This window comes from Microbacterium elymi (assembly GCF_021582895.2).
GTDB lineage: Bacteria > Actinomycetota > Actinomycetes > Actinomycetales > Microbacteriaceae > Microbacterium > Microbacterium humicola.
In genome coordinates, this window is sequence record NZ_CP091139.2 from 1,768,459 (window position 1) to 1,794,661 (window position 26,203).

The 26,203-nt window shown below is 72.4% G+C and carries 21 protein-coding genes and 7 pseudogenes; 16 read left to right on the plus strand and 12 right to left on the minus strand.

Annotation, left to right across the window (positions count from 1 at the left end):
• Positions 1-25: 25 nt before the first annotated feature.
• The 4 genes from L2X98_RS09645 to L2X98_RS09660 form a co-directional block, all read right to left on the minus strand.
• Complete coding sequence (locus L2X98_RS09645; protein ID WP_259613133.1) at positions 26-1,213, minus strand: carbohydrate-binding protein; 1,188 nt, start codon at positions 1,211-1,213, stop codon at positions 26-28.
• Positions 1,119-2,366: a hypothetical protein gene (locus L2X98_RS09650; protein WP_259613134.1), complete on the minus strand. Its 1,248-nt coding sequence runs from the start codon at positions 2,364-2,366 to the stop codon at positions 1,119-1,121. The genes L2X98_RS09645 and L2X98_RS09650 overlap by 95 nt, the downstream gene beginning before the upstream one ends.
• Entirely contained in the window at positions 2,363-3,253 is an 891-nt protein-coding gene (locus L2X98_RS09655) for a lamin tail domain-containing protein (RefSeq protein WP_259613135.1), read from the minus strand. The genes L2X98_RS09650 and L2X98_RS09655 overlap by 4 nt, the downstream gene beginning before the upstream one ends.
• 549 nt (positions 3,254-3,802) lie before the next feature.
• Complete coding sequence (locus L2X98_RS09660) at positions 3,803-4,480, minus strand: SDR family NAD(P)-dependent oxidoreductase (protein WP_354002975.1); 678 nt, start codon at positions 4,478-4,480, stop codon at positions 3,803-3,805.
• A gap of 110 nt (positions 4,481-4,590) precedes the next feature.
• Between L2X98_RS09660 and L2X98_RS09665 the strand changes: the two genes are divergently transcribed.
• From L2X98_RS09665 to L2X98_RS09710, 10 genes and pseudogenes are all read left to right on the plus strand, one after another.
• A complete protein-coding gene (locus L2X98_RS09665) occupies positions 4,591-5,253 on the plus strand; it encodes a histidine phosphatase family protein (RefSeq protein ID WP_259613137.1) in 663 nt (220 codons plus the stop codon).
• A gap of 270 nt (positions 5,254-5,523) precedes the next feature.
• Positions 5,524-6,808 (plus strand): annotated as a pseudogene (locus L2X98_RS09670) (M18 family aminopeptidase).
• Between the two features lie 82 nt (positions 6,809-6,890).
• A complete protein-coding gene (locus tag L2X98_RS09675) occupies positions 6,891-7,385 on the plus strand; it encodes a bifunctional nuclease family protein (protein WP_259613138.1) in 495 nt (164 codons plus the stop codon).
• A 145-nt stretch (positions 7,386-7,530) separates the two neighbouring features.
• Positions 7,531-9,507 carry an FAD-binding protein gene (locus L2X98_RS09680; RefSeq protein WP_259613139.1) on the plus strand — a complete coding sequence of 659 codons (1,977 nt, stop codon included), beginning with the start codon at positions 7,531-7,533 and terminating at the stop codon, positions 9,505-9,507.
• Between the two features lie 72 nt (positions 9,508-9,579).
• Positions 9,580-10,143 carry an ROK family protein gene (locus L2X98_RS09685; protein WP_259613268.1) on the plus strand — a complete coding sequence of 188 codons (564 nt, stop codon included), beginning with the start codon at positions 9,580-9,582 and terminating at the stop codon, positions 10,141-10,143.
• A gap of 102 nt (positions 10,144-10,245) precedes the next feature.
• Positions 10,246-11,046, plus strand: a complete 801-nt coding sequence (locus L2X98_RS09690) for a substrate-binding domain-containing protein (RefSeq protein ID WP_259613140.1) — start codon at positions 10,246-10,248, stop codon at positions 11,044-11,046.
• Positions 11,043-11,363, plus strand: coding sequence for a substrate-binding domain-containing protein (locus tag L2X98_RS09695; protein ID WP_259613141.1), 321 nt, complete (start codon positions 11,043-11,045; stop codon positions 11,361-11,363). Before L2X98_RS09690 ends, L2X98_RS09695 begins: the two co-directional genes overlap by 4 nt.
• 86 nt (positions 11,364-11,449) lie before the next feature.
• Positions 11,450-12,271 (plus strand): ATP-binding cassette domain-containing protein, encoded by an 822-nt coding sequence (locus L2X98_RS09700; protein ID WP_259613142.1) that lies wholly within the window; start codon positions 11,450-11,452, stop codon positions 12,269-12,271.
• 74 nt (positions 12,272-12,345) lie between these two features.
• Positions 12,346-12,723: pseudogene (locus tag L2X98_RS09705) on the plus strand (ABC transporter permease subunit); the annotation flags it as partial.
• Between the two features lie 70 nt (positions 12,724-12,793).
• Positions 12,794-13,540, plus strand: coding sequence for an ABC transporter permease subunit (locus tag L2X98_RS09710; protein WP_259613143.1), 747 nt, complete (start codon positions 12,794-12,796; stop codon positions 13,538-13,540).
• An 85-nt stretch (positions 13,541-13,625) separates the two neighbouring features.
• On the opposite strand, the gene L2X98_RS20845 is transcribed toward L2X98_RS09710, so the two are convergent.
• Together L2X98_RS20845 and L2X98_RS20850 are read right to left on the minus strand one after the other, a co-directional pair.
• Entirely contained in the window at positions 13,626-13,994 is a 369-nt protein-coding gene (locus L2X98_RS20845; protein ID WP_354002976.1) for a hypothetical protein, read from the minus strand.
• A 67-nt stretch (positions 13,995-14,061) separates the two neighbouring features.
• A pseudogene (locus tag L2X98_RS20850) lies at positions 14,062-14,469 on the minus strand (ROK family protein); the annotation flags it as partial.
• A 430-nt stretch (positions 14,470-14,899) separates the two neighbouring features.
• Between L2X98_RS20850 and xylA the strand changes: the two are divergent.
• Both xylA and L2X98_RS09725 read left to right on the plus strand, forming a co-directional pair.
• Positions 14,900-16,089 (plus strand): annotated as a pseudogene (gene xylA / locus L2X98_RS09720) (xylose isomerase).
• Positions 16,090-16,102: 13 nt separating this feature from the next.
• A pseudogene (locus L2X98_RS09725) lies at positions 16,103-17,469 on the plus strand (FGGY family carbohydrate kinase); the annotation flags it as partial.
• Positions 17,470-18,036: 567 nt separating this feature from the next.
• On the opposite strand, the gene L2X98_RS09735 reads toward L2X98_RS09725, so the two are convergent.
• Together L2X98_RS09735 and L2X98_RS09740 are read right to left on the minus strand one after the other, a co-directional pair.
• The gene (locus L2X98_RS09735; RefSeq protein WP_259610780.1) at positions 18,037-18,774 is read right to left on the minus strand and encodes a hypothetical protein; all 738 of its coding nucleotides are present in this window, start codon (positions 18,772-18,774) and stop codon (positions 18,037-18,039) included.
• 205 nt (positions 18,775-18,979) lie between these two features.
• Positions 18,980-19,249 carry a hypothetical protein gene (locus tag L2X98_RS09740; protein WP_259610781.1) on the minus strand — a complete coding sequence of 90 codons (270 nt, stop codon included), beginning with the start codon at positions 19,247-19,249 and terminating at the stop codon, positions 18,980-18,982.
• A 114-nt stretch (positions 19,250-19,363) separates the two neighbouring features.
• Here L2X98_RS09740 and L2X98_RS09745 point away from each other — a divergent pair, with 114 nt between their 5' ends.
• Together L2X98_RS09745 and purB are read left to right on the plus strand one after the other, a co-directional pair.
• Complete coding sequence (locus L2X98_RS09745; protein ID WP_259610782.1) at positions 19,364-19,867, plus strand: low molecular weight protein-tyrosine-phosphatase; 504 nt, start codon at positions 19,364-19,366, stop codon at positions 19,865-19,867.
• A gap of 37 nt (positions 19,868-19,904) precedes the next feature.
• Positions 19,905-21,278 carry an adenylosuccinate lyase gene (gene purB, locus L2X98_RS09750; RefSeq protein WP_259610783.1) on the plus strand — a complete coding sequence of 458 codons (1,374 nt, stop codon included), beginning with the start codon at positions 19,905-19,907 and terminating at the stop codon, positions 21,276-21,278.
• 222 nt (positions 21,279-21,500) lie between these two features.
• Here the strand turns inward: purB and L2X98_RS09755 are convergent, their stop codons facing one another.
• The 4 genes and pseudogenes from L2X98_RS09755 to L2X98_RS09770 form a co-directional block, all read right to left on the minus strand.
• Complete coding sequence (locus tag L2X98_RS09755; RefSeq protein WP_259610784.1) at positions 21,501-21,668, minus strand: hypothetical protein; 168 nt, start codon at positions 21,666-21,668, stop codon at positions 21,501-21,503.
• 220 nt (positions 21,669-21,888) lie between these two features.
• A complete protein-coding gene (locus L2X98_RS09760) occupies positions 21,889-22,137 on the minus strand; it encodes a hypothetical protein (RefSeq protein WP_259610785.1) in 249 nt (82 codons plus the stop codon).
• A complete protein-coding gene (locus L2X98_RS09765; protein WP_259610786.1) occupies positions 22,089-22,571 on the minus strand; it encodes a hypothetical protein in 483 nt (160 codons plus the stop codon). The genes L2X98_RS09760 and L2X98_RS09765 overlap by 49 nt, the downstream gene beginning before the upstream one ends.
• 143 nt (positions 22,572-22,714) lie before the next feature.
• Positions 22,715-23,885, minus strand: a pseudogene (locus L2X98_RS09770) (trans-sulfuration enzyme family protein).
• A 587-nt stretch (positions 23,886-24,472) separates the two neighbouring features.
• Between L2X98_RS09770 and L2X98_RS09775 the strand changes: the two are divergent.
• Together L2X98_RS09775 and L2X98_RS09780 are read left to right on the plus strand one after the other, a co-directional pair.
• Positions 24,473-25,102, plus strand: coding sequence for an NAD-dependent epimerase/dehydratase family protein (locus tag L2X98_RS09775; protein ID WP_259610787.1), 630 nt, complete (start codon positions 24,473-24,475; stop codon positions 25,100-25,102).
• A 1-nt stretch (position 25,103) separates the two neighbouring features.
• A pseudogene (locus tag L2X98_RS09780) lies at positions 25,104-26,117 on the plus strand (zinc-dependent alcohol dehydrogenase family protein); the annotation flags it as partial.
• Positions 26,118-26,203: the final 86 nt, after the last annotated feature.

A 26,203-nucleotide genomic window follows, 5' to 3' on the forward strand; every position in this document is an offset into this window, starting at 1 on the left:
GGCGGTTTCCGGCCGCGGCATCCGGTCAGCCGATCGCCTTCCACGGGCTGTGCTTCTGCCCCGGCCGGTCGCCGCGCGTGTAGTACTGGGCCTCGTACGTGACGCCCTGGTAGAGCGCCACGTCTCCGGCTTCGAACACCCGTGAGGCCGTCCACAGCGCGGTGCCGTCGGGCGCGGACGCCATCTCCTGCCACGGCCCCTTCGCGTCGCCGGGCTTCTGGTTGCGCGTGTAGTACAGCGCCTCGTACGTCTTGCCCTGGTACGTGACCGAGTCGCCGCCGTGGAAGATCCGGGAGGGCGTCCACACCGCGGTCCCGTCCACTCCCACGACGATCTGCTCCCATGCGCCGTTCGGGTCACCCGGCTTCTGGTTCTTCGTCCACCACAGCGCGCGCCACGTCGACCCGTCGTAGGTCACCTCGTCGCCGGTGTTGTACACGGTGCTGGCGTTCCAGTCCGCCGGGGCGGGCAGCGTCAGTCCGACGACCACCGGGTCGTGATCGGATGCCGCGAACGGGTCGGACGCATCGAACAGTTGCCGCACGTTGTAGTTGTCGCGGCTGTACGCATAGGCCACGGCCTCCTGCGCGTTGATCTGCCAGACGTCCGCGCCCGTGACCATCGCCCGCGCCGCCGCATTGGCCAGCACATGGTCGAGCGAGCCGGCCAGGCCGCCGTACGAATAGGTCGCCTCGGAGGGGTCGATCGCGCTGCCGAGGTCGGTGTATCCGGCGTCGTACAGTGCCTGCATCGGGTCCTCGTGCGTGTAGGCGTTCAGGTCGCCGAGCAGGAAGATCCGGTCGGTGCCGATGCTCTTCGCGGTCGCCTCGGCGAAGGCCGCGGCATCCTTCGCCTGATGCACGCGGGTGCAGTTGAACGCGCCCTGGTCCAGGGCCGGATCGGTGTTCTCGGCATCCCCGCCGTTCACGCAGTCGTCGAACAGGCCGTCGGCGTCCGCGCCCTTGGACTTGAAGTGGTTGGCCACCACCAGGAACGCATACTGGGCGGATGTCCCGGCCTTCGTGAACGCCTGCGCCAGCGGTTCCCGCGCGATCGAGAACGACTGGCCCGCGCCGGACTCGTCGCTCAGCACGTGCGAGGCGCCGACCGGCGAGACCTCAGCCGGCTTGTAGATGAACGCGGTGCGGATCACGTCCTGCTGCGCCGTGGGCGGCAGGTCCGCGGCATCCGGCGACGGCGCGTACGCCCACACCGGCGATCCGGCTTGCGGCGTTCAGCGCATCGACCAGCCCGGCCAGGGCCGCATCGCGCGGCTCGCCGAACTTCACCGAGTTCTCTATCTCCTCCAGCGACACGATGCCGGCGTCGAGCCGGTTGATCCCGGTCACGATCTTGGCCTGCTGCTTGGCGAAGCTCGCGGCCGTGGCGGCGCCGCGCGGGCCCGCGCTGCCGTCGGTGCCCACGCACCGGTTGTCGGTGACGTGGTTGCCCTGCCGGTCGTCGTACCAGGTGCAGGTGCCGAGCCCCTTGGCCACGTACTCCTCGCCGGTGGTGGCGAAGTAGTTCTCCACGTTGAACGTGGCCAGTCGGATGTCTCCGCCGACGGCGGCAGGATGCTGGTTGTCGGCACGGGTGTCGGCGAAGGTCACGACATCCGTGCCGGCGTCGGTGACCTGGTGCGCGGGCTGGAGGTTCCAGGCGTCGAACCGGTACTCCAGGATCACCGGGGCGGTGAAGGTGACGGCCGCGCCCACCCGCGGGTGGTTGTCGGAGGTGAGCCACGGCAGCGGGTCGCCGGTGTGCGAGCTGAACACGGCGTAGTTCCAGCTCGAGCCGTCGTCCAGCGTGATCATCCGGCGCGCGTTGTCGGCGACGGCGGCGTGTGCGGCGTCGCTGCCCGCCGGGCCCACGTCGGTGGGCTGGGCGAGCGGCGTGGTGCCGGCGGCGAGCACGAACGAGCCGTAGTAGTTGGTGTCGTAGTTGTCCGACACGGTGAACGCGCCCTGGGGTGCGAGCAGCTCGCCCTCGTGCGCCTCCTTCTCGGCGGCGGTATCGAGCCGGTTCCACGGGAGGGCTCCGGCGGTCACGGCCGGCAGAGGCTGCGCGAGCTTGGTGACGGTCGGGAACGTGATCTCGGTCGTGCCCTGGTACTCCTGCACCTCGCCGGCGACGCTGACACTCTCGCCGACCGCCACTGCGCCCGCCGACTGCGATCCGAACACGAAGATGCCGTCCGAGGCGCCGGGGGTGGCATCCGGCTCGCCGCCGGAACCGCCGGTCTGCAGGTAGAACCCGTTGAACCCGCCGGTCGGGTAGGCCGCGGTGACCACGCCGGTGGTGGTCACGTGCTTCCCGCTGTACGGCGATGTGTCGGTGTCGGTCCCCTGGATCTCGGCGATGGTCACCGCAGCTTGCCCGGGCCTGCGACCTCGAACGCGAAGGTGGCTGATCCTGCCGCGCCGGCGGCGTCGGTCGCGGTCACCGCGACCGTGGAGGTGCCGGCGGTGTCGGGGGTGCCGGAGATCACGCCGGCGGCGGTGATGACCAGTCCGCCGGGGAGGCCGGTTGCCTCCCACGTGTACGGCGGGGTGCCGCCGGTGGCGGTGAGGGTGATCGGCGCGATCGCGGTGCCGACCGTGCCGGTCCGATCGCCCGGGTTCGTGACGGCGACGGTGGCCGTGTCGCCGCCGCCGGAGTTCTCCGGGGCGGGAGTGCCCCTGGTGAAATCAGCGAGGTTGTCGTCGGTGTCGACGCCGTTGGTGCGGGCGTCGGCGGTGGTGTTGGTCAGTGCGGGAGCGGGCCCGCTCCCCTCCCGGTCGTTGGCGGTGCCGTAGCCGACGAAGTCGACGACTGTGGCGGCGCAGGCAGTGCCGCAGGAGAGCGCTGCGGTGCTGGAGACGAGGGCGACCTTGCCACTGGAGCCCGACATCGCCAGCGTGCCGGTCGCGTCCGGGGTGGGTAGGGGCGTGGTCCCGGCGGCGCCCTGCGCCTCCTGCACCAGATAGTGGCCGCCCGCCGGGATGCTGCCGTGCAGCGGGGTCGCACTCCACGAGGTGCCGCTCGCCGAGGCGTACTGCACACTCCAGCCGTCCAGTGCGATGGCGGCCGCGGTGGGGTTGTACAGCTCGATGAAGTCGTTGGTGAAGGTGGCGCCGGAGTTGCCGCCCCCGCCGTAGACCTCGCTGATGACGACATCCGTGCCGGCCGTGTTCGCCATGGCCGGCGCGGCGACGACCGTGCAGGTGGCGGCCACGGTGGCCAGGCAGACGGCGATGGTGGCGAATCGGTTCATCCCGGGCACACTTCCTCGTGGGGTTCTCGCAGGGAGCGGGCGCCGCCGCCGATCGTCGCCGCGGCACCCGATGCCCCAGAATGGCACGACCCCCCGACGCGCACCAGCCCCTGCGCGAGATGTCAGGCCGCAGACACGGACTGTTCACCGATCCGGGGACATCCGGCCGCTGCGCCCGCCGCGGCCTTGCCCGTGCAGAACTCCGGAAGTTCTCACACGAGGGGCAGGAATCAGGTCATTCTCGGGGGTCTGGGCGCCGGATCTCCGGAGTTCTGCACGCCCGGCCACCGGCGGAGTTCTGCACGCCCGGCCACCGGCACCAGACTCCTCCCGGCCGAGTGCTGCGGCGGGCGGCCGCGGCGCGACCAATCGGCCGCGCCCGGTTCAGAGCCCGGGAGCGGCCGTGCGTCGGCCGGACCCGGCGTGCAGAACTCCGGAGATTTCGACCTTGGGGTCCGGAATCAGAGCCGTCCTGGCCCTCGGGCCACCGGATCTCCGGAGTTCTGCACCTGCGCGCACCGGCGCTGACCCCAGCTCGGGTCCCGCGCGTTACAGCCCGGTGGTGCCGCGCATGCGATGGCCGACGGCGATCGACTCGCCCGAGACGCCCCCGCCGAGCGGCGAGACGAGGAACGCGATGAGGTCGGCGATCTCGTCCGGGGTGCACTGGCCCCCACCGTGCGCGACGGCGCGATCGGGATCGGTGGAGACGATGCCGGGGCTCACCGTGTTCACCGTCACGCCGGTGCCGGCGACCTGATCGGCCAGGTTCTTCGCCGCGATGATCAGCGCGGCATTGCGCACCGACCCCGCGATGCTCCCGGTGGTGAACGCGTTCTGGCCGCTCACCCCCACGACCCGGCCATAGCCGGCATCGGTCATCGTGGGCAGGACCGCGCCCGCCACCCGCAGGAACGCCAGCGACTTGGTCTCCACCGCCTCCAGCACCTGGTCCGGATCAGAGCTCCGTGACGGGTCGAGGGTCTGCGCGGCCGGTGCGGCGGTCACCACCACGGCATCCAATCGCCCGTGCTCCCGCAGCACGCGCTCCAGCCCGTCGCGCACCGAGACGTCGTCGCGGGCGTCCATCACGACGCCGTCCGAGGTGTGACGGGATGCCGCGACCACCGTCGCGCCCTCGGTCCGCAGCCGCGCGGCGACGGCCGATCCGATGAATCCGGTCGCGCCGACGACGAGGACGACGCGCCCCTTCAGTTCGAGGTCCATGCAGGCGACGATAGTCCCGCCGGCGGACGCGGAGAAGCCCAGCGGACCGCTTGTAGTCTGGGATGACGCGTCCAACCGATCTGCGTCCACACCGATCTCCAGGGAGCGAAGTGCGTCTCGTCCTCATCCGTCACGGCCAGACTCCGTCGAACGTCAGCGGACTGCTCGACACCCGGGTGCCCGGGCCGGGACTGACCGGCCTCGGTCTGGAGCAGGCGGCGGCGCTGCCGCGGGCGCTGGCCGACGAGGACATCTCGGCGATCTACGTGTCGACCATGGTGCGCACCCACCTCACGGCCGCGCACCTCGCCGCCGCCCGGCGGCTGGAGACCATCGAACGCCCCGGCGTCCGCGAGATCACCTCCGGCGACCTCGAGATGCGCAGCGACCACGACTCGGTCATGCGGTACATGAGCACGGTCTTCGACTGGACGCGCGGCGAACTGGACCGCCGCATCCCCGGGGGCGAAAGCGGCGCGGAGTTCCTCGACCGGTTCGACGACGTGATCGCCGAGGCCGCGTCCGGCGATCACGAGGCGGTCGCGGTGGTCAGCCACGGTGCGGCGATCCGTACGTGGATGTCGCTGCGCGGCCGGAACGTGCCCTCTGACTTCATCATGCACAACCCGCTGCACAACACCGGAGTCGTGGTCGCGGACGGCACTCCGGACGCGGGCTGGGAGATCCTGAGCTTCATGGGCGAAGCCATCGGCGGCGACCGGGTGGAGTCCGCGGCCGCCGGCCCTGCCGGAGAGCCCGTCGCACAGGACTGAGGCCGCTCGGCCCGCCGCTCGGCCCCGCCGCTCGGCCCTGCCACTCGACCCCGTTGCTCGGCGGGCCGCTCGGCCCTGTCGCTCGGCCCCGTCGCTCGGCCCCGTCGCTCGGCCCCGCCGCTCAGCCCCGTCGCTCAGCCCCGTCGCTCGGCCCCGTCGCTCAGCCCGCGGCTCGGCCCGCTGCGCGACCGGGCGGCCCACACGCTCGCGCGTACGATCGAAGAACCGCATCCTCTCTGCCAGGAAGGCCGCTCCGTGCCCACTCCCGCCGTGCCCACTCCCGCCGCCCTCGCCCACGCCGAAGACCTCGCAGATTTCGTCGCGGCCTCGCCGTCGAGCTTCCACGCCGCCGCCGAGGTGGCCCGGCGCCTGGGCGATGCCGGGTTCCGCGCGCTCGACGAGACGCGAGCCCTGGCCGGCCCAGCCGGGTGGCCGATTCTTCGTGCAGCGCGACGGGGCGATCATCGCCTGGGTCGTGCCCGAGCAGGCATATGCCGAAACAGGAATGCACATCTTCGGCGCGCACAGCGACTCGCCCGCCTTCACGCTGAAGCCGCGGCCGACGACCGGATCGCGCGGCTGGCTGCAAGCCGGGGTCGAGGTGTACGGCGGCCCGCTGCTGAACTCCTGGCTCGATCGCGAACTCACGCTGGCGGGGCGACTCGTGCTCGACGACGGCGCGCAGGTTCTGGCATCCACCGGCCCGCTGCGGCTTGCCGCAAGCTGGCGATCCACCTCGACCGCTCGGCGAACGAGGGTCTCACGCTGGACAAGCAGCGGCACACCCAGCCGGTGTGGGGGCTCGGCGAGGTCGACTCCGCCGACATCCTCGCCGAGCTCGCGGCATCCGCGGGCGTCGACGCCGCCCGCATCCGGGGCTACGACGTCGTCACCGCCGACACCGCCCGCGGACAGGTCTTCGGCAAGGATGACGCGTTCTTCGCCGCCGGCCGGCTCGACGACCTCGCCTCGGTGCACGCCGGGGTGGCCGCGCTGGCGCGGATCGCCGCGCAGCGCGACCTGGACCGGATCGCGATGCTGGCCGTGTTCGACCACGAAGAGGTGGGGTCGGCCACGCGCTCGGGCGCCGCCGGTCCGTTCCTGGAGAACGTGCTCGAGCGCGTCTGGCTGGCCCTCGGCGCCGACCGCGACCAGGCAGCTGCGGGCGCTGGCGGCATCGTGGTGCGTCTCCAGCGACGTCGGCCACTCGGTGCACCCGAACTACGCCGACAAGCACGATCCGGTGGTGCAGACCCTGCTCGGATCCGGACCGATCCTGAAGATCAACGCGAACCAGCGCTATGCGACGGATGCCGCCGGTGCGGCCGCCTGGAGCCGCTGGTGCGCCGCGACCGGCGTGGACAGCCAGGAGTTCGTCTCGCACAACGCCGTCCCGTGCGGCTCGACGATCGGCCCGATCACGGCGACCCGGCTCGGCATCCGCACTGTGGACGTCGGCATCCCGATCCTGTCGATGCACTCCGCCCGCGAGCTGGCCGGCGTCGCCGACCTGCACGCCCTGACCCGCGTCGCCCAGACCTTCTTCGCGTCCTGACGCGCGGGGGCGGGGGCGCGCAGACCGGCCCACGCCGGGCCGGGTGATGCGTACCATGGCCAGACGGGCACCGGGAGGAATCATGGTCCAGGTTCGAGTCGCGGGAGTCGCCCTCGACACGTCGGGGCAGCATGTGATCCTGCTCCAGCCGCTGGAGGCGGTGCCGGCGGAGAGCAAGCTGCTGCCGATCTGGATCGGCGAGATGGAGGCCACCGCGATCATGGTCGCCATCGAGGGGACCGAGACGCCCCGGCCGCTCACACACGATCTGCTGCGCACGGTCCTGGAGACCCTCGGCGCCACCGTGGAGCGGGTCGAGATCACCCGGATCGACGACGGCACCTTCTACGCCGAGATCACCGTCGCCGGCGGCACGGGCGGCGTGCAGCGCATCGACGCGCGTCCCTCGGATGCCGTGGCCCTGGCCGCGCGCACGGACGCCCCGATCTTCGTCGCCGACGAGGTGCTCGCCGCGGCGGGGGTCGACGACGTGATCACCGAGGCCGAGACCGAGACCGAGGTCGAGGAGTTCTCCAAGTTCATCGAGGAGGTCGACCCGGAGGACTTCCGGGAATAACCCGCCCTCATGCCCCCTTCCCAATGTCACAGGGCAGGAGCACAATCGTGACATCGCGTGTATCTGGGGTGCGCACATCGTCTCTGTCCCGGCAGAGCCGTTCCGTCGTCGTGATGGATGCGGCATCCCCCGAGGATCGGACGACATGACACTTCTCACCTCTGACGAGGCCGCGCAGCCGCTGCGCGACGCCCTGGGCACCCGCGTGCTCTTCGCCGCCGACGCCGGCTACGACGCCGCCCGCACCGCCTGGAACCTCGCCGTCGACCAACGACCGTTCGCCGTGGCGCTGCCCGAGACCGAGGCCGAGGTGGCCGCCGTGGTCGCGGCGGCCGCCGCATCCGGCCTGCGCGTCACGGCGCAGTCCACTGGCCACGGCGCCGGCGCACTGCGCGGAGCCGACCTGTCGGGGACGGTCATCGTCTCGCTCCGGGGCTTGCGCGGGGTGGACGTCGATCCGGCCGCGCGCACGGCGACCGTGCGAGGCAGCACCGCCTGGCACGACCTGCTGCCGGTCGCGGCCGAGCACGGGCTGACCGGTCTGCACGGCAGCGCCGCCGACATCTCGGTCATCGGCTACACCCTCACCGGCGGGATCTCGTTCTACGGCCGCCGGCACGGCCTGGCCACCAACACGGTCCGCGCGGCGCGCGTGGTCACCGCCGACGGGTCGATCCTCACGGCGAGCGCCACCGAGAACCCCGACCTGTTCTGGGCCCTGCGTGGAGGTGCCGGCGCGTTCGGCGTGGTCGTCGAACTCGAGATCGACCTGCTGCCGATCGCGGATGTCTTCGCCGGCATGCTGCTCTGGGACGGCGCCCGCGCGGTCGAGGTCGCGCAGGCGTGGGCGCAGTGGACGGCATCCGCCCCCGAATCGGCGACCACCGCGCTGCGGATCATGCACTTCCCGCCCATCCCCGAGCCTGCCGCCGTTCCTGTCCGGCCGGTCGGTGGTGATCGTGGACGGCGCGATCCTCGACACGGATGCCGCGGCCGCGGCCATCCTCCAGCCGCTGCGCGCGCTCGCACCCGAGCTGGACACATTCGCCCGCATGCCCGCACCCGGCTTGGTCGACGTGCACATGGACCCGCCCGAGCCGGCCGGCGCCGTGCAGGATCACGCCATGCTCGCCGCACTGGATGCCCCAGCCGTCGACGCGTTCGTGTCCACGGCGTTCGCGGCCCGGCCGATGGTCAGCGAGATCCGGCACCTGGGCGGTGCGCTCGGACGCCGCCCGGCCGACGCCGGCGCGGTCGGGGCGGTGACCGGCGAGCATCTCCTGTCCGCCGTTCAGCTCGTCCCCGTGCCGGACGCCCTGCCCGCGGCCACCGCCGCGGTCCGGGGTGTGGTCGGCGCGCTGTCGGAATGGCACGGTCCGGGCCTGGCGCTCACGTTCGTCGACGACGACCGCGACCCGGCCGGCGGGTTCGGCGAATCCGCTGCGCGGCTCGCCGAGCTCAAGCTCCGCTACGATCCGGAGGACGTCTTCCTGGCCGCGCATCGCGTGCGCTGACATCGCGGCTGGGCGGGCTCGACAGAACCCGCGGTTGCCGCGGGCGAGTCACCGGGTATCGTGTGCTCGTGGCAAACCAACGACGGACTCCGGGCTCGCAGGCTTCACTTCGTGAAGCCAACCGGGCTCGAATCGTCACCGCCATCAACAAGCACGGCGGCCTGACCCAGGTCGAGCTGGCCGCCATCACGGGCCTGTCCCCGGCGTCCGTCTCCAACATCGTGCGCGAGCTGGCCGGCGTCGGCGTGCTGCGCACCACGCCCAGCACGCGCAGCGGTCGGCGTGCGAGCCTGGTCACGTTCAACCGTGCGGTCGGTCTGGTCGCCGGCATCCACGTCAACACCCGTCATCTGCGAGTGATCGTCGCCGACGTGAACCGCACCGTGCTCAGCGAGCGGCACATGCCCCTGGCCCGCGATCACCGCGCCGACAACGAGCTGGACCGGGCCACGCGCTGCTGGCCGACATGCTCTCCACCCTGGATTCCGGGCTGGACGAGCTGCTCGGCGTGGGCGTGGCGATCTCGGCGCCGCTGGACCGGGCCACCGGCCGGGTGGCGGGCCGCGGCATCCTGCGCGGATGGACCGGCGTCGACATCGCGGACGTGATGCATCGGCGGTCTGCGCCGCCCCGTCCACCTCGACAACGCGTCCAACCTCGCCGCCCTCGCCGAGGCCCGGCTGGGTGCGGGACGCGGCCGGCAGAACGTCATCTACCTCGACATCGGCGACGGCATCGGCGCGGGCCTGATCCTCGGCGGCCAGGTGCTGCGCGGGCACAACGGCACCGCCGGCGAACTCGGCCACACCGTGATCCTGGAGGACGGACCGCTCTGCCGCTGCGGCAACCGCGGATGCCTCGAGGCGATCGCCGGCGGACCGGCGATCCTCGAGCGGCTCGAGCCCATCGCCGGCGCGATGAAGCTCGGCGACATCGTCGTGCGGGCGATGGCCGGCGACGGGGCCAGCATCCGCGCGCTGTCCGATGCCGGCAAGCACATCGGCCTGGCCACGGGCAACCTCTGCAACCTGATCGACCCGGAGCGGATCGTGGTCGGCGGCGACCTCGCCCGCGCCGGCGAGCTGCTGCTCGGACCGATCCGGCTGGCGATGGAGAACTCGGTGATCGTGGATGTCGCCTCCGCCCCCGACGTGGTGCAGGGGCAGCTCGGAGTGAGCGCGGCCGCGATCGGGGCGGCGGTGCACGCGATCGATCAGGTGAACGTGCAGTCGGCGGCGGTCTGAACGGCGTTGCCAAACCGTTGTGTTCAAGTCTTGACGCCAACGCGGGAAGATGGAATGCTCAACATCGTCGCCACAGTGGTCGGCACAGCAACGGAGGTTTCGATGAAGATCACCACCAAGAGAGCGCTCGTCGCCACGACCGCGCTGCTCCTGTCTATGGGCATGCTGTCGGCGTGTTCGAACGGCGCGCAGAAGGCCGGAGACAACGCCTCGGCCTCCACGGGCGCCGACGCGAGCTCGGCCAAGATCGGCCTGCTCCTTCCCGACAACGTCACCGAGCGGTACGCGAGTGCCGATAAGCCCTACTTCGAAGAGAAGGTCAAGGACCTCTGCTCCGGCTTGCGAGGTGCTCTACGCGAACGCCGACGGCGACGCGGCCAAGCAGCGCAGCAGGCCGAGTCGATGCTCACGCAGGGCGTGAACGTGCTCGTCCTCGACCCGTTCGATGGCAAGGCCGCGGCCGCGATCGTGAACCAGGCCAAGTCGAAGAACATCCCGGTCATCTCCTACGACCGTCTCGTGGACAGCGCCGACGTCGCCTACTACGTGTCCTTCGACAACGAGAAGGTCGGGCAACTGCAGGCCCAGGCCCTGGTCGACCGGATGAAGGCCCTCGGCCTGCCGGCCGACGCCGGCATCATCATGGTCAACGGCTCGCCGACCGACCCGAACGCGGCCCAGTTCAAGAAGGGCGCGCACAGCGTCATCGACTCCTCCGGGCTGACCGTGCTCGCCGAGTACGACACACCCGGATGGGAGCCGCCGAAGGCTCAGGACTGGGTCTCCGGCCAGGTGACCAAGTTCGGCGACAAGATCAAGGGCGTCTACGACGCGAACGACGACACCGCCGGTGGCGCGATCGCGGCGCTGAAGGCCGGCGGCATCAAGCCGCTGCCCCGGTGACCGGTCAGGACGCCGCGCTCTCGGGCATCCAGCGGATCCTCGCCGGCGACCAGTACATGTCGGTCTACAAGGCGTTCAAGCCCGAGGCGTACCAGGCGGCCGAGCTGGCCGTGGCGCTGACCAAGGGTGAGAGCCCGAAGGCGGATGCCGCAACCGACACCGCGAGCGGGACGTCCATCCCCTCCTTCCTGCTGACGCCGGTCGCCGTGACCGTCGACAACATCAAGGACACCGTGGTCAAGGACGGCCTGTACACCGTGGACCAGATCTGCACCTCCGCCTACAAGGCGGCGTGCCAGAAGAACGGTCTCGAGTAGCATCCCTCCCGCGTGCCGGCCGGGGCGACCCGGCCGGCACGCGCACCCGTCAACCACCGCCCCACCCCAACGACCAAGGAGCCGCCGTGGCCACAGCATCCGCCACCGACGAACAGCGCGCACCGGCGCGCGAACCCGTCCTGTCGATCCGCGACGTGTCGAAGGGGTTCGGCGCCGTGCGCGCACTCACCGACGTCGCGCTGGACGTCTATGCCGGCGAGGTGGTCGCCCTGGTGGGCGACAACGGCGCCGGCAAGTCGACACTGGTGAAGATCCTCGCCGGCGTGCACTCCGCCGATCAGGGCACCATCACGTTCAACGGCGCACCGGTGTCCATCCCATCGCCGACCGAGTCGCGCGAACTGGGCATCGCCACCGTCTTCCAGGACCTCGCCCTCTGCGACAACCTCGACGTCGTCGCGAACCTCTTCCTCGGCCGCGAGCGTGGCGGCCTGGCGATCGACGAGGAGGGGATGGAACAGCAGGCCTGGGAAGCCTGCCGCCAGCTCTCCGCGAAGATCCCCTCCGTGCGCATCGCCGTCGCATCCCTGTCCGGCGGACAGCGGCAGACCGTGGCGATCGCCCGCTCGCTGATCGGCGAGCCGCAGATCGTGATCCTCGACGAGCCGACCGCGGCCCTCGGCGTCGCCCAGACCGCCGAGGTGCTGAACCTGATCGAGCGCCTGCGCGAGCGCGGCCTGGGAGTGCTGCTGATCAGCCACAACATGGCCGACGTGCAGGCGGTGGCCGACCGCGTCGTCGTGCTGCGCCTGGGCCGCAACAACGGCGTGTTCCGCACCGCGGACGTCAGCTATGAGGACATCGTGGCCGCGATCACCGGCGCCACCGACAACCCCGTCAGCAGCCGGGCCCACACCGGGGCGGCCGACAAGGAGCAGGCAGAATGACGAACGCGACGCCCGAGACCAAGGACAACTCGGCGCCGACCACGGTCGCCGCCGACCTGCAGGACGAGCGGCTGATGCGCGGGGACGGCCTGCGCGGAGTCTTCAGCGCGTTCGGGACGCGCATCCGCACCGGCGACGTCGGCTCGCTGCCGGTCTTCCTGGGACTGATCGTGATCTGGATCGTCTTCCAGATCCTCAACCCGCGATTCCTGTCGGCGACCAACCTCGTCGACCTGACCCTGCAGTGCGCGGCGCTGGGCACCATCGCGCTCGGCGTCGTGGTCGTGCTGCTGGTCGCCCAGATCGACCTGTCGATCGGGTCGCTCGCCGGACTGGCATCCGCGATCCTCGGCGTGACGTTCGTGAGCTGGGGCTGGCCGATCTGGGCGTCGATCCTGCTGTCGCTGGCCGTCGGTGCGGCGATCGGCTACATCTACGGCTTCCTGTTCACGCGATTCGGCGTGCCCACGTTCGTGGTGACCCTGGCCGGCCTCATGGGATTCCTCGGCCTGCGAGCTGTGGGTGCTGGGCCCGACCGGCACCATCAACCTGCCCTACAACTCCTGGATCGTGCAGTTCGCGACATCCTGGTTCCTTCCGCCGTGGCTCGCGTACACGCTCGCCGGACTGGTCGTGCTCGGCATCGTCGTCAACGACGTCACCAGGGCCCGGCGCCGTGCGAAGGCGGGCCTGTCGACCGGGCCGGTGTCGCTCATCGTCCTCAAGGCCATCGTCATCGCGATCGTGGCCGCCGCGGCGATCACGTGGCTGGCCACCAACCGCGGCGTCGCGGTGTCGTTCCTGCTGTTCATCGTGCTGGTCGCGGTGATGGCGTCGGCGCTGACCCGCACCCGGTGGGGACGCTGGATCTATGCCGTCGGCGGCAACGTCGAGGCTGCCCGCCGGGCCGGCATCAACGTGAAGGCCATCTACATCTCGGCGCTCATGGTCGGGACCGTGCTGGCCAGCCTCGGCGGCCTCATGCTCGCGGCGCGGCTGACCGCGGCGAGCATCTCGACCGGCGGCGGCACGACGAACCTGGTCGCGATCGCGGCCGCGGTGATCGGCGGCACGAGCCTGTTCGGCGGACGCGGATCGGCATGGTCGGCGCTGCTGGGCATCGTCGTGATCCAGTCGATCTTCAACGGGCTGACCCTGCTGAGCCTGGACTCGGACGTGCAGTTCATGGTGACCGGTGCGGTGCTCCTGCTCGCCGTGATCATCGACTCGCTGTCGCGGCGCTCGCGCGCCACACACGGCACCGCCTGACGCCTGCGGTGCCTGAGCCCCGCACCGCCGGAAGAAGCAGAGCTTCCGCCTCTTCCGGCTGATGCGCCGGACCGCGCGGCCGCGGTCAGCCGAGCGGGTCGCGGAGCAGCGCGGCGAACGCCGCCTCGGCCGCACCGATCAGCAGCCGATCCTCGGCGAGGGTCGCGGGGCGGATGTCGAGGCCTTCCCCCGAGCTCGGCATCGACTGCGCGCGCACATCGGCGAGCAGTCCAGCCAGGTCGACCTCCGCGATCGTGGCGAGGAATCCGCCCAGCACGACCACGGACGGGTTCAGCCCGTTCACGGCGTTGGCCAGGGCGGTGGCGAGGATCCGCCGCTGCCGCCCGACCTCGGCAGCGACCGCGGGCGAGGCGGATGCCGCCAGCGCGGCGGCGAGCGCCGCGTCGTCCGCGGCGTGCAGACCGACGGCATCCAGCAGTCGACGTCTGCTCACCTCGTCTTCGAGCGCACCGTCCGGGCTTGCGGCGGTCGTCCGCGCGCGAAGCTGCGGGACGGCTCTGACCGAACTCGCCCGCGTACCCGCCGGCACCGACCAGAGCACGGCCGCCGACGATGATCCCGCCGCCGATGCCGCTCGCCCCGCCGTTGAGGTAGACCACATCGTCGACACCGCGCGCCGCGCCGAACAGGTGCTCGGCGACGGCGCCCATGTTCGCATCGTTGCCGACCACGACGGGCAGCCCGGTGGCCTCCGCCACCAGCGGGCCGAGGGCGGCATCCGTCCATCCCAGGTGCGGCGCAGCGCGCACGAGCCCATCGGCCACGCGCACCGGCCCAGGCACGGCGACCCCGGCCGCGACCACGCGCGCGTCCTTCAGCGGGCCGGACCGCCACTGCGCCACCTGCTCGGCGATCAGCTTGCGCGGTCTCGTCGGGGGCGAGCAGCCGGTCGCGCTCGATGCGGGCACGGACCCGGATGCCGCGGTCCAGGCCCACCGCGGCGACGGTCAGCGCATCGACCTCGGGGTTGGCGGCGATCGCCACCGGCGCGGGATCGACGGCGACGACCGGGGACGGCCGGCCGACCCGGCCCTGGGTGTCCGGGTCCTGCTCGCGCACCAGCCCGGCCTCGGCGAGCGCGGTCACCAGGTCGCCGATGGTCGAGCGGTTCAGGCCGGTCCGCGCGGTCAGCACGGCGCGGGAGAGCGGCCCGTCCAGGTGCACCAGTCGCAGCACGTGCGCGAGGTTCGCTTCGCGGATCCCGGTCTGTCTGGCATGGCTCACCCGACCACTGTATGAGATTTGTTGGATTCGCCGACGAAAGCTGGACGCGGCGGGCCATCTGGTATAGGTTGTTGGCAGCAACATTTATCCCCCTCTCCGCCGCGAAGGAGCGCCATGCCCACCCCGACACCCGCCGACAAGTTCACCTTCGGACTGTGGACGATCGGCTACAACGGCACCGACCCGTTCGGCGGGCCGACCCGTCCTCCCCTCGATGTCGTGCATGCGGTCACCAAGCTCGCCGGGCTCGGCGCGTACGGGCTGACCTTCCACGACGACGACCTGTTCGCGTTCGGCTCGACCGACGCCGAGCGGCAGACCCAGATCGACCGTCTCAAGGGGGCGCTCGCCGACACGGGGCTGGTCGTGCCGATGGTCACCACGAATCTGTTCAGCCCGCCGGTGTTCAAGGACGGCGGCTTCACCTCGAACGACCGGTCGGTGCGCCGCTACGCGCTTGCGCAAGGTGCTTGCGCCAGATCGACCTGGGCGCCGAGCTGGGCGCCAACACGCTGGTGATGTGGGGCGGACGCGAGGGTGCGGAGTACGACGCGGCCAAGGACATCCGCTCGGCGCTGGAGCGGTACCGCGAGGCCGTGAACCTGCTCTCGGAGTACGTCATCGACAAGGGCTACGACATCCGGTTCGCGATCGAGCCGAAGCCGAACGAGCCGCGCGGCGACATCCTGCTGCCCACCCTGGGCCACGCCCTCGCGTTCATCTCCTCGCTCGAGCACCCCGAGATGGTGGGGCTGAACCCCGAGGTCGGGCACGAGCAGATGGCCGGGCTGAACTTCGCCGCCGGCATCGCGCAGGCGCTGTACCACGGCAAGCTGTTCCACATCGATCTGAACGGCCAGCGCGGCATCAAGTACGACCAGGACCTGGTGTTCGGGCACGGCGACCTGCACAACGCGTTCGTCCTCGTCGACCTGCTCGAGAACGGCGGCCCCGACGGCGGCCCGGCCTACGACGGGCCGCGGCACTTCGACTACAAGCCCTCGCGCACCGAGGACGAGACCGGCGTGTGGGACTCGGCCGCCGCGAACATGCGCACCTACCTGCTGCTCAAGGAGCGGGCCGCGGCATTCCGCGCCGACCCCGAGGTGCAGGAGGCCCTGGCCGCGTCGCGGGTCGCCGAGCTCGCCCAGCCGACCCTGGCCGACGGCGAGGGATACGCCGAGCTGCTGGCCGACCGCTCCGCGTTCGAGGACTTCGACCCCGCACCGTACTTCGGCGGACGCGGGTTCGGGTTCGTGCGACTCCAGCAGCTGGCCACCGAGCACCTGCTCGGCGCCCGCTGATCCCGCCCCCAGCATGACGCTCGTTGCGGGGGTCGACTCGTCGACCCAGGCGTGCAAGGTCGTGGTGATGGATGCCGCGACCGGCGCGATCGTGCGCGAAGGGCGCGCGACGCACCCGCCCGGGACCGAGGTCGATCCCGAGGCATGGTGGGTCGCGCTCCAGGCCGCGATCACGGCCGCCGGCGGGCTCGATGACGTCGCGGCGTGGGCGATCGGCGGGCAGCAGCACGGCATGGTGGCGCTCGACGAGGCCGGCCGCGTCATCCGCCCGGCCCTGCTGTGGAACGACACCCGGTCGGCCGGGGCGGCATCGGATCTGATCGCCGAGTTCGGGGCGGACGCCCTGGCCGAGCGGACCGGCCTGGTGCCGGTCGCGTCGTTCACGAGCACGAAGCTGCGGTGGCTGCGCGACCACGAGCCCGACTCCGCCGCCCGCGTGGCCGCGGTCGCGCTGCCCACGACTGGCTCACCTGGCGGCTGCGCGGATTCGGCCCGGAACGTCCGGACCTGTCGGCGCTGATCACCGACCGGTCGGATGCCTCGGGCACCGGCTACTGGGGGCCGGACGGGTACGACCGCGACGTGCTGGCGGCCGCCCTCGGCCACGACGCGATCCTGCCGCGGGTGCTCGGACCCGACGAGTTCGTGACGGATGCCGCGAGCCGGCGCGTCGGCGCGGGGGCGGGCGACAACGCCGGTGCGGCCCTGGGGCTGGACGCCCGCCCCGGAGACGCGGTGGTCTCGATCGGGACCAGCGGCACGGTCTTCGCGGTCAGCGCGCACCGGGTGATCGACCCGAGCGGGACGGTCGCCGGCTTCGCCGCCGCCGACGGCAACTGGCTGCCGCTGGTGGCCACGCTGAACGCGGCGCGCGTGCTCGACACGATCGCCGCCCTGCTCGGCGTGGACCACGCCGGGCTCAGCACGCTGGCCCTCGCGGCCGAGCCGGGGGCGGCCGGCCTGGAGCTCGAGCCGTACTTCGAGGGCGAGCGCACGCCCAACCTGCCCGACGCGACCGCGACCCTGTCGGGCATGACCCTGGCCTCGACCACCCGGCAGAACCTCGCCCGTGCGGCGGTCGAGGGGATGCTGGGCGGTCTCGCGTTCGGCATGCAGACCCTGCGCGAGCTCGGGGTGCCGCTGCGCCGCGCGCTGCTGATCGGCGGCGGCGCGCAGTCCGCGGCGGTGCGCGCGATCGCGCCGGCGGTGCTCGGCGTCGACGTCGAGGTGCCGGAGCCGGCCGAGTACGTCGCCCTCGGGCAGCGCGGCAGGCCGCCGGCGTCCTGGCGCGGCCCGGCTCCTGACCCCCTGCCCGCTCACGGGCCCGACCCCGGCGGGGCGGCGCCGTCCTGGCGCAGCCCGGCTTCTGACCCCCTGCCCGCTCACGAACCCGACCCCGGCGGGGCGGCGCCCGGCCCCGGCCCCGGCGGCGCGGCGCCCGGCGTCGGCCTGGGCGACGGCCCCGGCCGCGGGTCCGGGTGCGGACGCGGCGGGGGATCCGGCAGCACCCGGCGCGCGTCGTACTCCACCGCGGTGACCGAGGTCGCGCCGCGCAGCTCGCCGACGGCGCGACGCAGAGCCGTCGTGCGCGGGTCGCGCGCGGCATCCAGCATCCGCGCCGTCGCCACGTACTCCCCAGATGGTGCGGCGCCAGCGACAGGTCCTGCAGTCCGGGCAGCGGGTCGCCGACGCGCTCGACGACGAGGCTGCCCGGCGCCCCGACCCGGGTCGGCGATCCGCCCGCCGCCAACGCCGGGATGAGGTCGTCGGTGTGCCGGAGCTGCACGCTGAGCGTCTCCGGTCCGACGGCCGCCTCGGTCGGCGACCCGGCGGTGGCCAGCAGCCGGGTGTCGTAGCCGCCTTCGATCGCCAACCGGTCGGCGATCATCCCGCCCTGCGAGTGCCCGAACAGGTACACCTGCGCGCCATCGGGCACCCCGGCATCCCTCATCGCCTGCACGGTCGCCTCGTAGGCCGAGGCATCCTCCCCAGATACAGCCGCAGGTTCGAGCGCATGTCCCACGGATCGGCGCCTTCCGTGGTCGGCGAGAAGTCGCGGGTGCCGGCCAGATACACCGCGTACCGCGTCGTCCCGTCGGGCATCGTGTAGGTCTCCACCCGGATGCGTGCGTCGCCCGACGGGATCCGGCCGAGGGCGGCGGCGAAGTCGTCCGGCGGCCCGGTCGCGGTGACCGCCGAGGTCCGCTCCAGCCGCACCGGGCGCGCCGCCCCGTCCAGCCGCTCGTCGGGCCCGATGACGCCGGTGCCCAGGCAGCCGGCGAGCGCCTGCAGATTCTGCGCCGCCGCGGGCAGCGCGATCACGGCGGAGTACAGCGCGGCCGCGACCGGCGCCGGCAGCACCGGCCCGAGTCCCGTCGGCAGCGCCCATCCCAGGTTCGCGCCGGAGATCAGGCCGCCGCCCACCCGGCGCTCCCAGGCGGATGTCGCGCGATCTGCGGCGTCCGCGGCAGCGGGATGCTGCACCTCGGCCCGCCCGGACACCAGGGCAGCTCCCGCCCGGGCGCCCGCCCCGACCGCCATCGCCTGCCGCGCGCGCAGCTCGACGATCTCGTACGTCTCCGCCAGCGTGCGCAGGTCGTCGGCAATCTCGTCCGCCTCGTCCGCGCTCTGCGCGGCGGCCCACGCCGACTGCTCGGAGCGTCGGCAGCGACCCGCCCCAGGCACCGGCCGCGCCCACGGCGGCGAGGCGCTCGGCCTGCGCGCGGAGCTTCATCGCAGGCATCCTGAGCTCCTGCCCCAGGCCGCGGTATCGGCCGGCCGCCGCGCGCAGGCTGCCGGTGTCGACGGCGACCAGCCCGCCGTCGCGGATGTCGAGGTCATCGCTCATCCGTATCCATCGCATCGCTCATCCCGCGCCCATCGCCACACCTCATCCCGCACCCATCGCCACGTACGCCGCGGCGCGCATCGCCCGCAGCCGGTCCTGCTCGTCGACCACCCGGGCGGCGACCCGGCCGACCCCGTCCCGCCACATCCCGGCGTCGCGGTGGTACGCCTGGACGGCCCGCGCCTGCCAGTGCGTCTCGTCGATCACGGCGGATGCGGCATCCTGCACCGCGCGCAGCCGCCGCTCGACCTCGTCCAGGGCGTGGAGAACGGCATCCATCGCCGCCACGGCATCCACGGTCACAGCGCTCATATCCCCACGATGCCAGGGCCCCGGGTGCCGGATGCCGCGGTTTCGCCGATCGGTGGACAGACCGTGTGCGGCCCCATGCTGTGCAGGAACCGCTGGACACCCCAGAATAGGAGCATGACCGATGCGCCGCCGCCCTTCCGGGTCGTGTTCGTATGCACCGGGAACATCTGCCGCTCGCCGATGGCCGAGATCGTGTTCCGCTGGTTCGCCCACTCGGTCGGCCTGGGCCATCGGGTGATCTCCAGCAGCGCCGGCACCGGCGACTGGCACGTCGGCGAGCAGGCCGATCGCCGCACCATCGCCGCGCTCGAGCGGCACGGATACGACCCGGCCACGCACCGCGCCCGCCAGTTCGGCTACCACGACTTCGACGCCAACGACCTGGTGGTCGCCCTCGACACCGGACACGAGCGGGTGCTGCACGAGTGGGCGCGCGGCGAAGACGACGAGTCCAAGATCGCGCTGCTCTCGTTCGACCAGACCGCGGGCGGGGCCCTGGACGTGCCCGACCCGTACTACGCCGAGCCGGAGATGTTCGACGACGTGCTCGGTATGATCGAGAGCGCGTGCCGGGCGCTCTTCCGGCAGCTCGAACCCGCGATCCGCGCCGCCGGCTGACCTGCAGCGAGCCGGGTCCGCGACGAACGGGAGACCCGTGACCGCTCTTGCCCCTCAGCCCCTGAGCCCCCTGGACGGACGCTATCGCGACGCCGTCGCCGGCCTGTCCGAGTACCTGTCCGAGGCGGGGCTGAACCGCGCGCGGGTCGAGGTCGAGGTGGAGTGGCTGATCACCCTCACCGATCGCGGACTGTTCGGCACGAGCCCGATGGCGGATGCCGACAAGGAGCGCCTGCGCGGGCTGTACCGCGACTTCGGTCCGGACGAGATCGCCTGGCTCGCCGCGAAGGAGGCGGTCACCCACCATGACGTGAAGGCTGTCGAGTACCTGGTGCGCGACCGGCTCGCCGCACTCGGCCTGGACGCCGTCGCCGAGCTCACCCACTTCGCGTGCACCAGCGAGGACGTCAACTCGGCCTCCTACGCGCTGACCGTGCAGCGCGCCGTGCTTCAGGTGTGGCTGCCGAAGCTGCGCGAGGTGATCGCCGTGCTCGACGCGATGGCCCGCACGCACGCGGATGCCGCGATGCTGGCGCGCACGCACGGCCAGCCGGCGACGCCGACCACCATGGGCAAGGAGCTCGCGGTGTTCGCGTGGCGCCTGCGGCGGGTGGCCGACCAGATCGATTCCGGCGAGTTCCTGGCGAAGTTCTCCGGTGCCACCGGCACCTGGTCGGCGCACCTCGCCGCCGACCCCGAGGTGGACTGGCCGGCGCTGTCGCAGGAGTTCATCGAGGGCCTCGGCATCGGGTTCAACCCGCTGACCACGCAGATCGAGTCGCACGACTGGCAGGTCGAACTCTACGACCGCGCGCGGCATGCCGGCGGCATCCTCCACAATCTGGCCACGGATGCCTGGACCTACATCTCGCTCGGCTACTTCGCCCAGATCCCGGTCGCCGGAGCCACCGGCTCGTCGACGATGCCGCACAAGATCAATCCGATCCGGTTCGAGAACGCCGAGGCGAACCTCGAGATCTCCGGCGGACTGTTCGCCACGCTCGCATCCACCCTCGTCACCAGCCGGATGCAGCGCGACCTCACCGACTCGACCACGCAGCGCAACATCGGGGTCGCGTTCGGACACTCGCTGCTCGCCCTGGACAACCTGCTGCGCGGGCTGGATTCGATCTCGCTGTCGCGCGACGTGCTGCTGGCCGATCTCGACGCGAACTGGGAGGTGCTGGCCGAGGCGATCCAGACCGTCGTGCGCGCCGAGATCACCGCCGGCAACTCCCAGATCTCCGACCCGTACGCGCTGCTGAAGGAGCTCACCCGCGGCCACCGCGTGGGCGCGGCCGAGCTGGCGGAGTTCGTCCAGGGACTGGACATCTCGGATGCCGCGAAGCAGCGTCTGCTCGCGCTCACACCCGCCGGCTACACCGGCCTCGCATCCCGCCTCGTCCCGTAGCGCGGGCCGGCGGTTCGCCCTGACCGCGCCCCGGTTCGCCGAGACCGGGGACTCCCGGCGAAACCGAGGACATTCCGCTGGGTTTCGCCGCAGATACCCGGTCTCGCGGCTGACCGGCCGGGCTGGCGCGCGCCGAGACTGACCGAGCCGGGACGGCGCGCGCCGAGACTGACCGAGGGCCGGGCCGGGACGGCGAGGGCCGGGACGGCGAGGGCCGGGAGCTCAGCGCTCCGTCGAGTCGTCCTCGTCGGGCGCGGTGGGGGCGGCGTCGGTCTCCGAGGCCGGGGCGGCCGCGGCATCCTTCTCCCGCGCCTCGTCGGCGACCGCTCGATCGCGGGCGATGAGCACGGGACCGTCGATGCGATGCGTGACCTGGTCGGGCTGGACCACCAGCAGCGCAGCGCGATCACGACGATGGTCACGATGAAGGTGATTCCGGCGACGACGAGCGCCATGATCAGGGCATGCGTCGACTCGCCGGGGAACCGGGACTGGAAGAACCCCATCGAGAACAGGGTGACCAGCCCGGCGAACAGCGCGGCGATCAGTGCCAGGCCGAGCAGTTGCGCCGGCTTCATCAGGTCACGGCGCGTGGTGGGTCGCTGGCCGCTCATGCGGCACCTCCGGGATGGTCATCGGATGCGGTCGATTCGGCCGCGAGAGGAGTGTTCGTGGCGGCATCCCTGCGCGGGGAGAATCCCGCGATGCCGAGATAGACGGCGGCGATGGCGGCATAGCCGCCGAACACGCCCACGCCGATCGTGATGCCGGTGAGGGTGAACGTGGCGTGCGCCTCTTCGACCGTGTAGTTCAGCGCATAACCGGCCGGGACCAGGAGCAGGCCGAGACCGAGGAGCACGCCGATCGCGCCGACGGTGATGGCGTCCCGCGCCTCGGAGCGGAGCTCGGGTCGTCGCCCAGTGCCGCGGCCCGACGGGCGCGGAGCCCGGCGACGCCCTCGGCCACGCCGGTGGCCAGACCCCAGCCGATCACCAGCCCGAAGAACAGCCCGTCGCTGCGGATCGGCCCGATCCCCGCCACCATGCCGGCGGCCAGGTCGAGCACGGCCAGCAGCACGGCGGCCGACCGCCGCCCGGCCGGGAAGACCAGCCAGGCTGCGACGAACAGGACGAAGGCCGAGGTGATCGCGAAGCCGCTGAACACCGACAGTCCCAGCGTCGCCGAGTGGTCGGATGAGAACGTGATCATCGCAGCCGCGAGCGCCGCGATGGCGGCGCGCGCGATCTGAAGGTGACGCACCTCGAACGGGCGCACGGCAGAACGAGACGACACGACTGGTTCCTCGACGACGGGGGCTCGCAGAGCGCGAGACGGATGCCTCCAGTCTAGATCGTGCGCCGCCCCGCCGGTCGCGCCCGCCTCCCGGCGGCCCGGCCGAACCCGCGAGTCCGGGCGGGACATCGCCGGGGGACGAGTCAGCGCAGGGCCTGGTCGAGGTCGGCGATCAGATCGTCCACGTCCTCCAGGCCGATCGAGATGCGCACGACATCCGCTCCCGGCCGCACCTCGGCCGGCACCGGTCGATGCGTCAGCGCCGCCGGCAGGTCGGCAAGCGAATCGACCCCGCCCAGCGACACCGCATGGCTGAACAGCCGGACGCCGGAGGTCAGGGCGCTGGCGGCGGCGTATCCGCCGTGCAGGCTGACCGAGAGCATCGCCCCGGTGCCGCGCATCTGCCGGGCGACGATGCCGCGCGGGTCCCCGTCGATGCCGGGGTAGTAGACCTCGCGCACGGCGGGGTGCTCTGCCAGCCAGGCGGCGATCCGGGCGGCGCTGTCCTGCTGGGCGCGCATCCGCAGCGGCAGCGTCTGCAGCCCGCGGTGCAGCAGATAGGCGGCGAGCGGATGCAGTACCGCGCCCGTGATCACCCGGACGCTGCGCAGAGCGACCGCGGTCTCCTCGTCGCAGGCGATCACGCCGGCGATGACATCCCCGTGCCCGCCGATGTACTTCGTGGCGCTGTGCGAGCGACATCCGGGCGCCCCACGCGAGCGGGTTCTGCAGCACCGGAGTCGCGAACGTGTTGTCCACCACCACCGGCACCGACCCGGCCTGAGCCACGACGGCCGCGATGTCGACCAGGTCGAGGGTGGGGTTGGCGGGCGTCTCGATCACGACCAGGGCCGTGTCGTCGCGGATGCTGTCGCCCACGGCATCCTCGGCGCAGTAGGTGGTCTCGGTCCCCAGCAGACCGGACTCGAGCAGGTGGTCCGTTCCGCCGTACAGGGGCCGGACCGCGACCACGTGCCGCTTGCCGGTGGTGCCGGTGTGCGCGATGATCATGGCCGTCGTGGCGGCCATCCCCGACGCGAACGCCACGGCCGCCTCGGCACCCTCGAGCTCGGCGAGGGCCTGCTCGAACCGGGCCACGGTCGGGTTCCAGAGCCGGGCGTAGACCATGCCGCCGTCGGCGAGCGGATGCCCGCCGCCGGAGATCGACTCGTACGAGTCCCCTCCGCGGTCGATGTCCGGCAGCGGATTGGTGGTCGACAGGTCGATCGGCAGCGCATGCACGCCCAGTGCGGCGAGGTCTTCGCGGCCGCTGTGCACGGCGACCGTGTCCAGACCGAGGTGGTTCCGTCCCATACGCTCCACGCTAGCCGCTCGGCCGGGCCGCCCCACCCGCCGGACCACCCCACCCGGCCGGGCCGCCCCACCCGGCCGGGCCGCCCCACTCGCCAGGCCACATCCGCCGACCGGGCCGGCCCCACTCGGCCGGGCACAGATCCGACCGGTCACAACGGCAGGCCGAAATGGGCGTTCCGCCCCGCCACAGCCCCGCCAAGGCCGATCCGGCCTGCCGTTGCCACACACGACCCGCCTCCTCTGGACCTGCCGGACCGGCCCCACTCGGCCGGGGGCACCCCACCGAGCGGCCCGGCCCCACTCGGCCGGGCACAGATCCGACCGGTCACAACGGCAGGCCGAAACGGGCGTTCCGCCCCGCCGCAAGCCCCGCCGCGGCCGATCCGGCCTGCCGTTGCCACACACAACCCGCCTCCCCCGGCCTGCCGGCCCGGCCCCACTCGGCCGGGGCACAGATCCGACCGGTCACAACGGCAGGCCGAAACGGGCGTTCCGCCCCACCACAGCCCCGCCGCGGCCGATCCCGCCTGCCGTTGCCACACACAACCCGCCTCCCCCGGCCTACCGGCCCGGCCTACGATCGGAACATGCGCGTGTTCCTGGCCGGTGCCTCCGGGGTCATCGGCAGCCGACTCATCCCCCTCCTGTGTCTCGACGGCCACGAGATCGCGGGCCTGACCCGCACCGAGAGCAAGGCCGTCCTGCTCGAAGAGCTGGGGGCGACGCCCGTGGTCTGCGACGTGTACGACGCGGACGCCCTCACCGACGCGGTCGTGGCGTTCGAGCCCGACCTGGTGATCCACGAGCTGACCGACCTTCCCGACGACCCGGGGCAGATCGCCGCGTACCGGCTGCGGCACTCGCGCATCCGGACCGAGGGCACCCGCAACCTGCTCGCCGCGGCCCGTGCCGCCCAGGTCACACGCCTGCTCGCGCAGAGCGTCGCCTGGACGATGCCGCCGGGCCCGGGGCAGGACGCGGTCGACGAGCTGGAGCGCTCGGTCCTCGCGTTCGGCGGCGTCGTGCTGCGCTACGGACAGTTCTACGGGCCGGGCACGTTCTACCCCGAGGGCGAGCCCACCGCGCCGCGGGTGCAGATCGACCGGGCGGCCGAGGCCACGGTCGACGCCCTGCATGAGCGCTCCGGCGTGCTGGTGATCACCGATGAGGCAACGACACGGGTGGATGCCGCATCCGCCCCTGTGAAGGAGGTCTGACATGCGCGGAGCAGTGATCCACGCCCCCGGGGACGTCCGGTTCGAAGAGCGGGACGACCCGCGGATCGAGCTGCCGACGGATGCCGTCATCCGGATGCTGGCGACGTGCGTGTGCGGGTCCGACCTGTGGACGTATCGGGGGCTCAACGACATCCGTCGTCCGCTGTGGATGGGGCACGAGTACGTCGGGGTGGTCGAGGAGATCGGCGCCGACGTGCGGACGCTGTCGCCCGGCGACGTCGTCGTCGGCTCGTTCATGGCGTCCGACGGGACGTGCGAGATCTGCCGGGCCGGGTATCCGTCGCGGTGCGTGAACGTGGTCTCGATGGGGTCGCTGGGCGCTCAGGCCGAGCGGCTGCGCGTCCCGTGGGCCGACGGCACGCTGGTGGCGACGCCGGGCGAGCCCGCGCCCGAGCTGATCCCGTCGCTGCTGGCGGCATCCGACGTCCTGGGCACCGGGTGGTTCGCCGCCGAGGCGGCCGATGCCGGGCCGGGCAAGACCGTGGTCGTGGTCGGCGACGGGGCGGTCGGACTGCTCGGCGTGCTGGCGGCCCGGGCCCGCGGCGCGGAGCGCATCATCGCGATGAGCCGGCACGCCGACCGACAGGAGCTCGCGCGGCGGTTCGGCGCCACCGACATCGTCACCGAGCGCGGCGACGAGGGCGTCGAGCGGATCAAGGAGCTGACCGGCGGTCTGGGCGCGCACTCCACCATCGAGGCCGTCGGCACACAGGAGTCGATGGTGCAGGCCATCCGCTCCACCCGCGCCGGCGGGCACGTCGGGTTCGTGGGCGTCTCGCACGGCGTCGCGCTGCCCGGCGAGCTGCTGTTCTACAGCGAAGTCCACCTGTTCGGCGGACCGGCCCCGGTGCGCCGCTACCTGCCCGACCTGATCGACCGCATCTGGCGCCGCGAGATCGACCCGGGCCAGGTGTTCGATCTGACCCTGCCGCTGTCCGAGGTGGCCGAGGGCTACCGGGCGATGGACGAGCGGCGGGCGATCAAGGTGCTGCTCCAAGCCATAGACGTGGGGGATGCCGGCGGTCGGCCGCCGGCATCCCCTCACCGCGTGCTCAGCGCACCCGTCGGCCGTGGGCCAGG

Bases quoted from the DNA above. Each gene is read 5' to 3' on its own strand.
- L2X98_RS09775 (WP_259610787.1), top strand. From the start codon at position 24,473: ATGCGCGTGTTCCTGGCCGGTGCCTCCGGGGTCATCGGCAGCCGACTC.
- L2X98_RS09740 (WP_259610781.1), bottom strand. From the start codon at position 19,249: ATGAGCGCTGTGACCGTGGATGCCGTGGCGGCGATGGATGCCGTTCTC.
- L2X98_RS09660 (WP_354002975.1), bottom strand. From the start codon at position 4,480: ATGGACCTCGAACTGAAGGGGCGCGTCGTCCTCGTCGTCGGCGCGACC.
- L2X98_RS09680 (WP_259613139.1), top strand. From the start codon at position 7,531: ATGACACTTCTCACCTCTGACGAGGCCGCGCAGCCGCTGCGCGACGCC.
- L2X98_RS09675 (WP_259613138.1), top strand. From the start codon at position 6,891: ATGGTCCAGGTTCGAGTCGCGGGAGTCGCCCTCGACACGTCGGGGCAG.
- L2X98_RS09655 (WP_259613135.1), bottom strand. From the start codon at position 3,253: ATGAACCGATTCGCCACCATCGCCGTCTGCCTGGCCACCGTGGCCGCC.
- L2X98_RS09690 (WP_259613140.1), top strand. From the start codon at position 10,246: ATGAAGATCACCACCAAGAGAGCGCTCGTCGCCACGACCGCGCTGCTC.
- L2X98_RS09745 (WP_259610782.1), top strand. From the start codon at position 19,364: ATGACCGATGCGCCGCCGCCCTTCCGGGTCGTGTTCGTATGCACCGGG.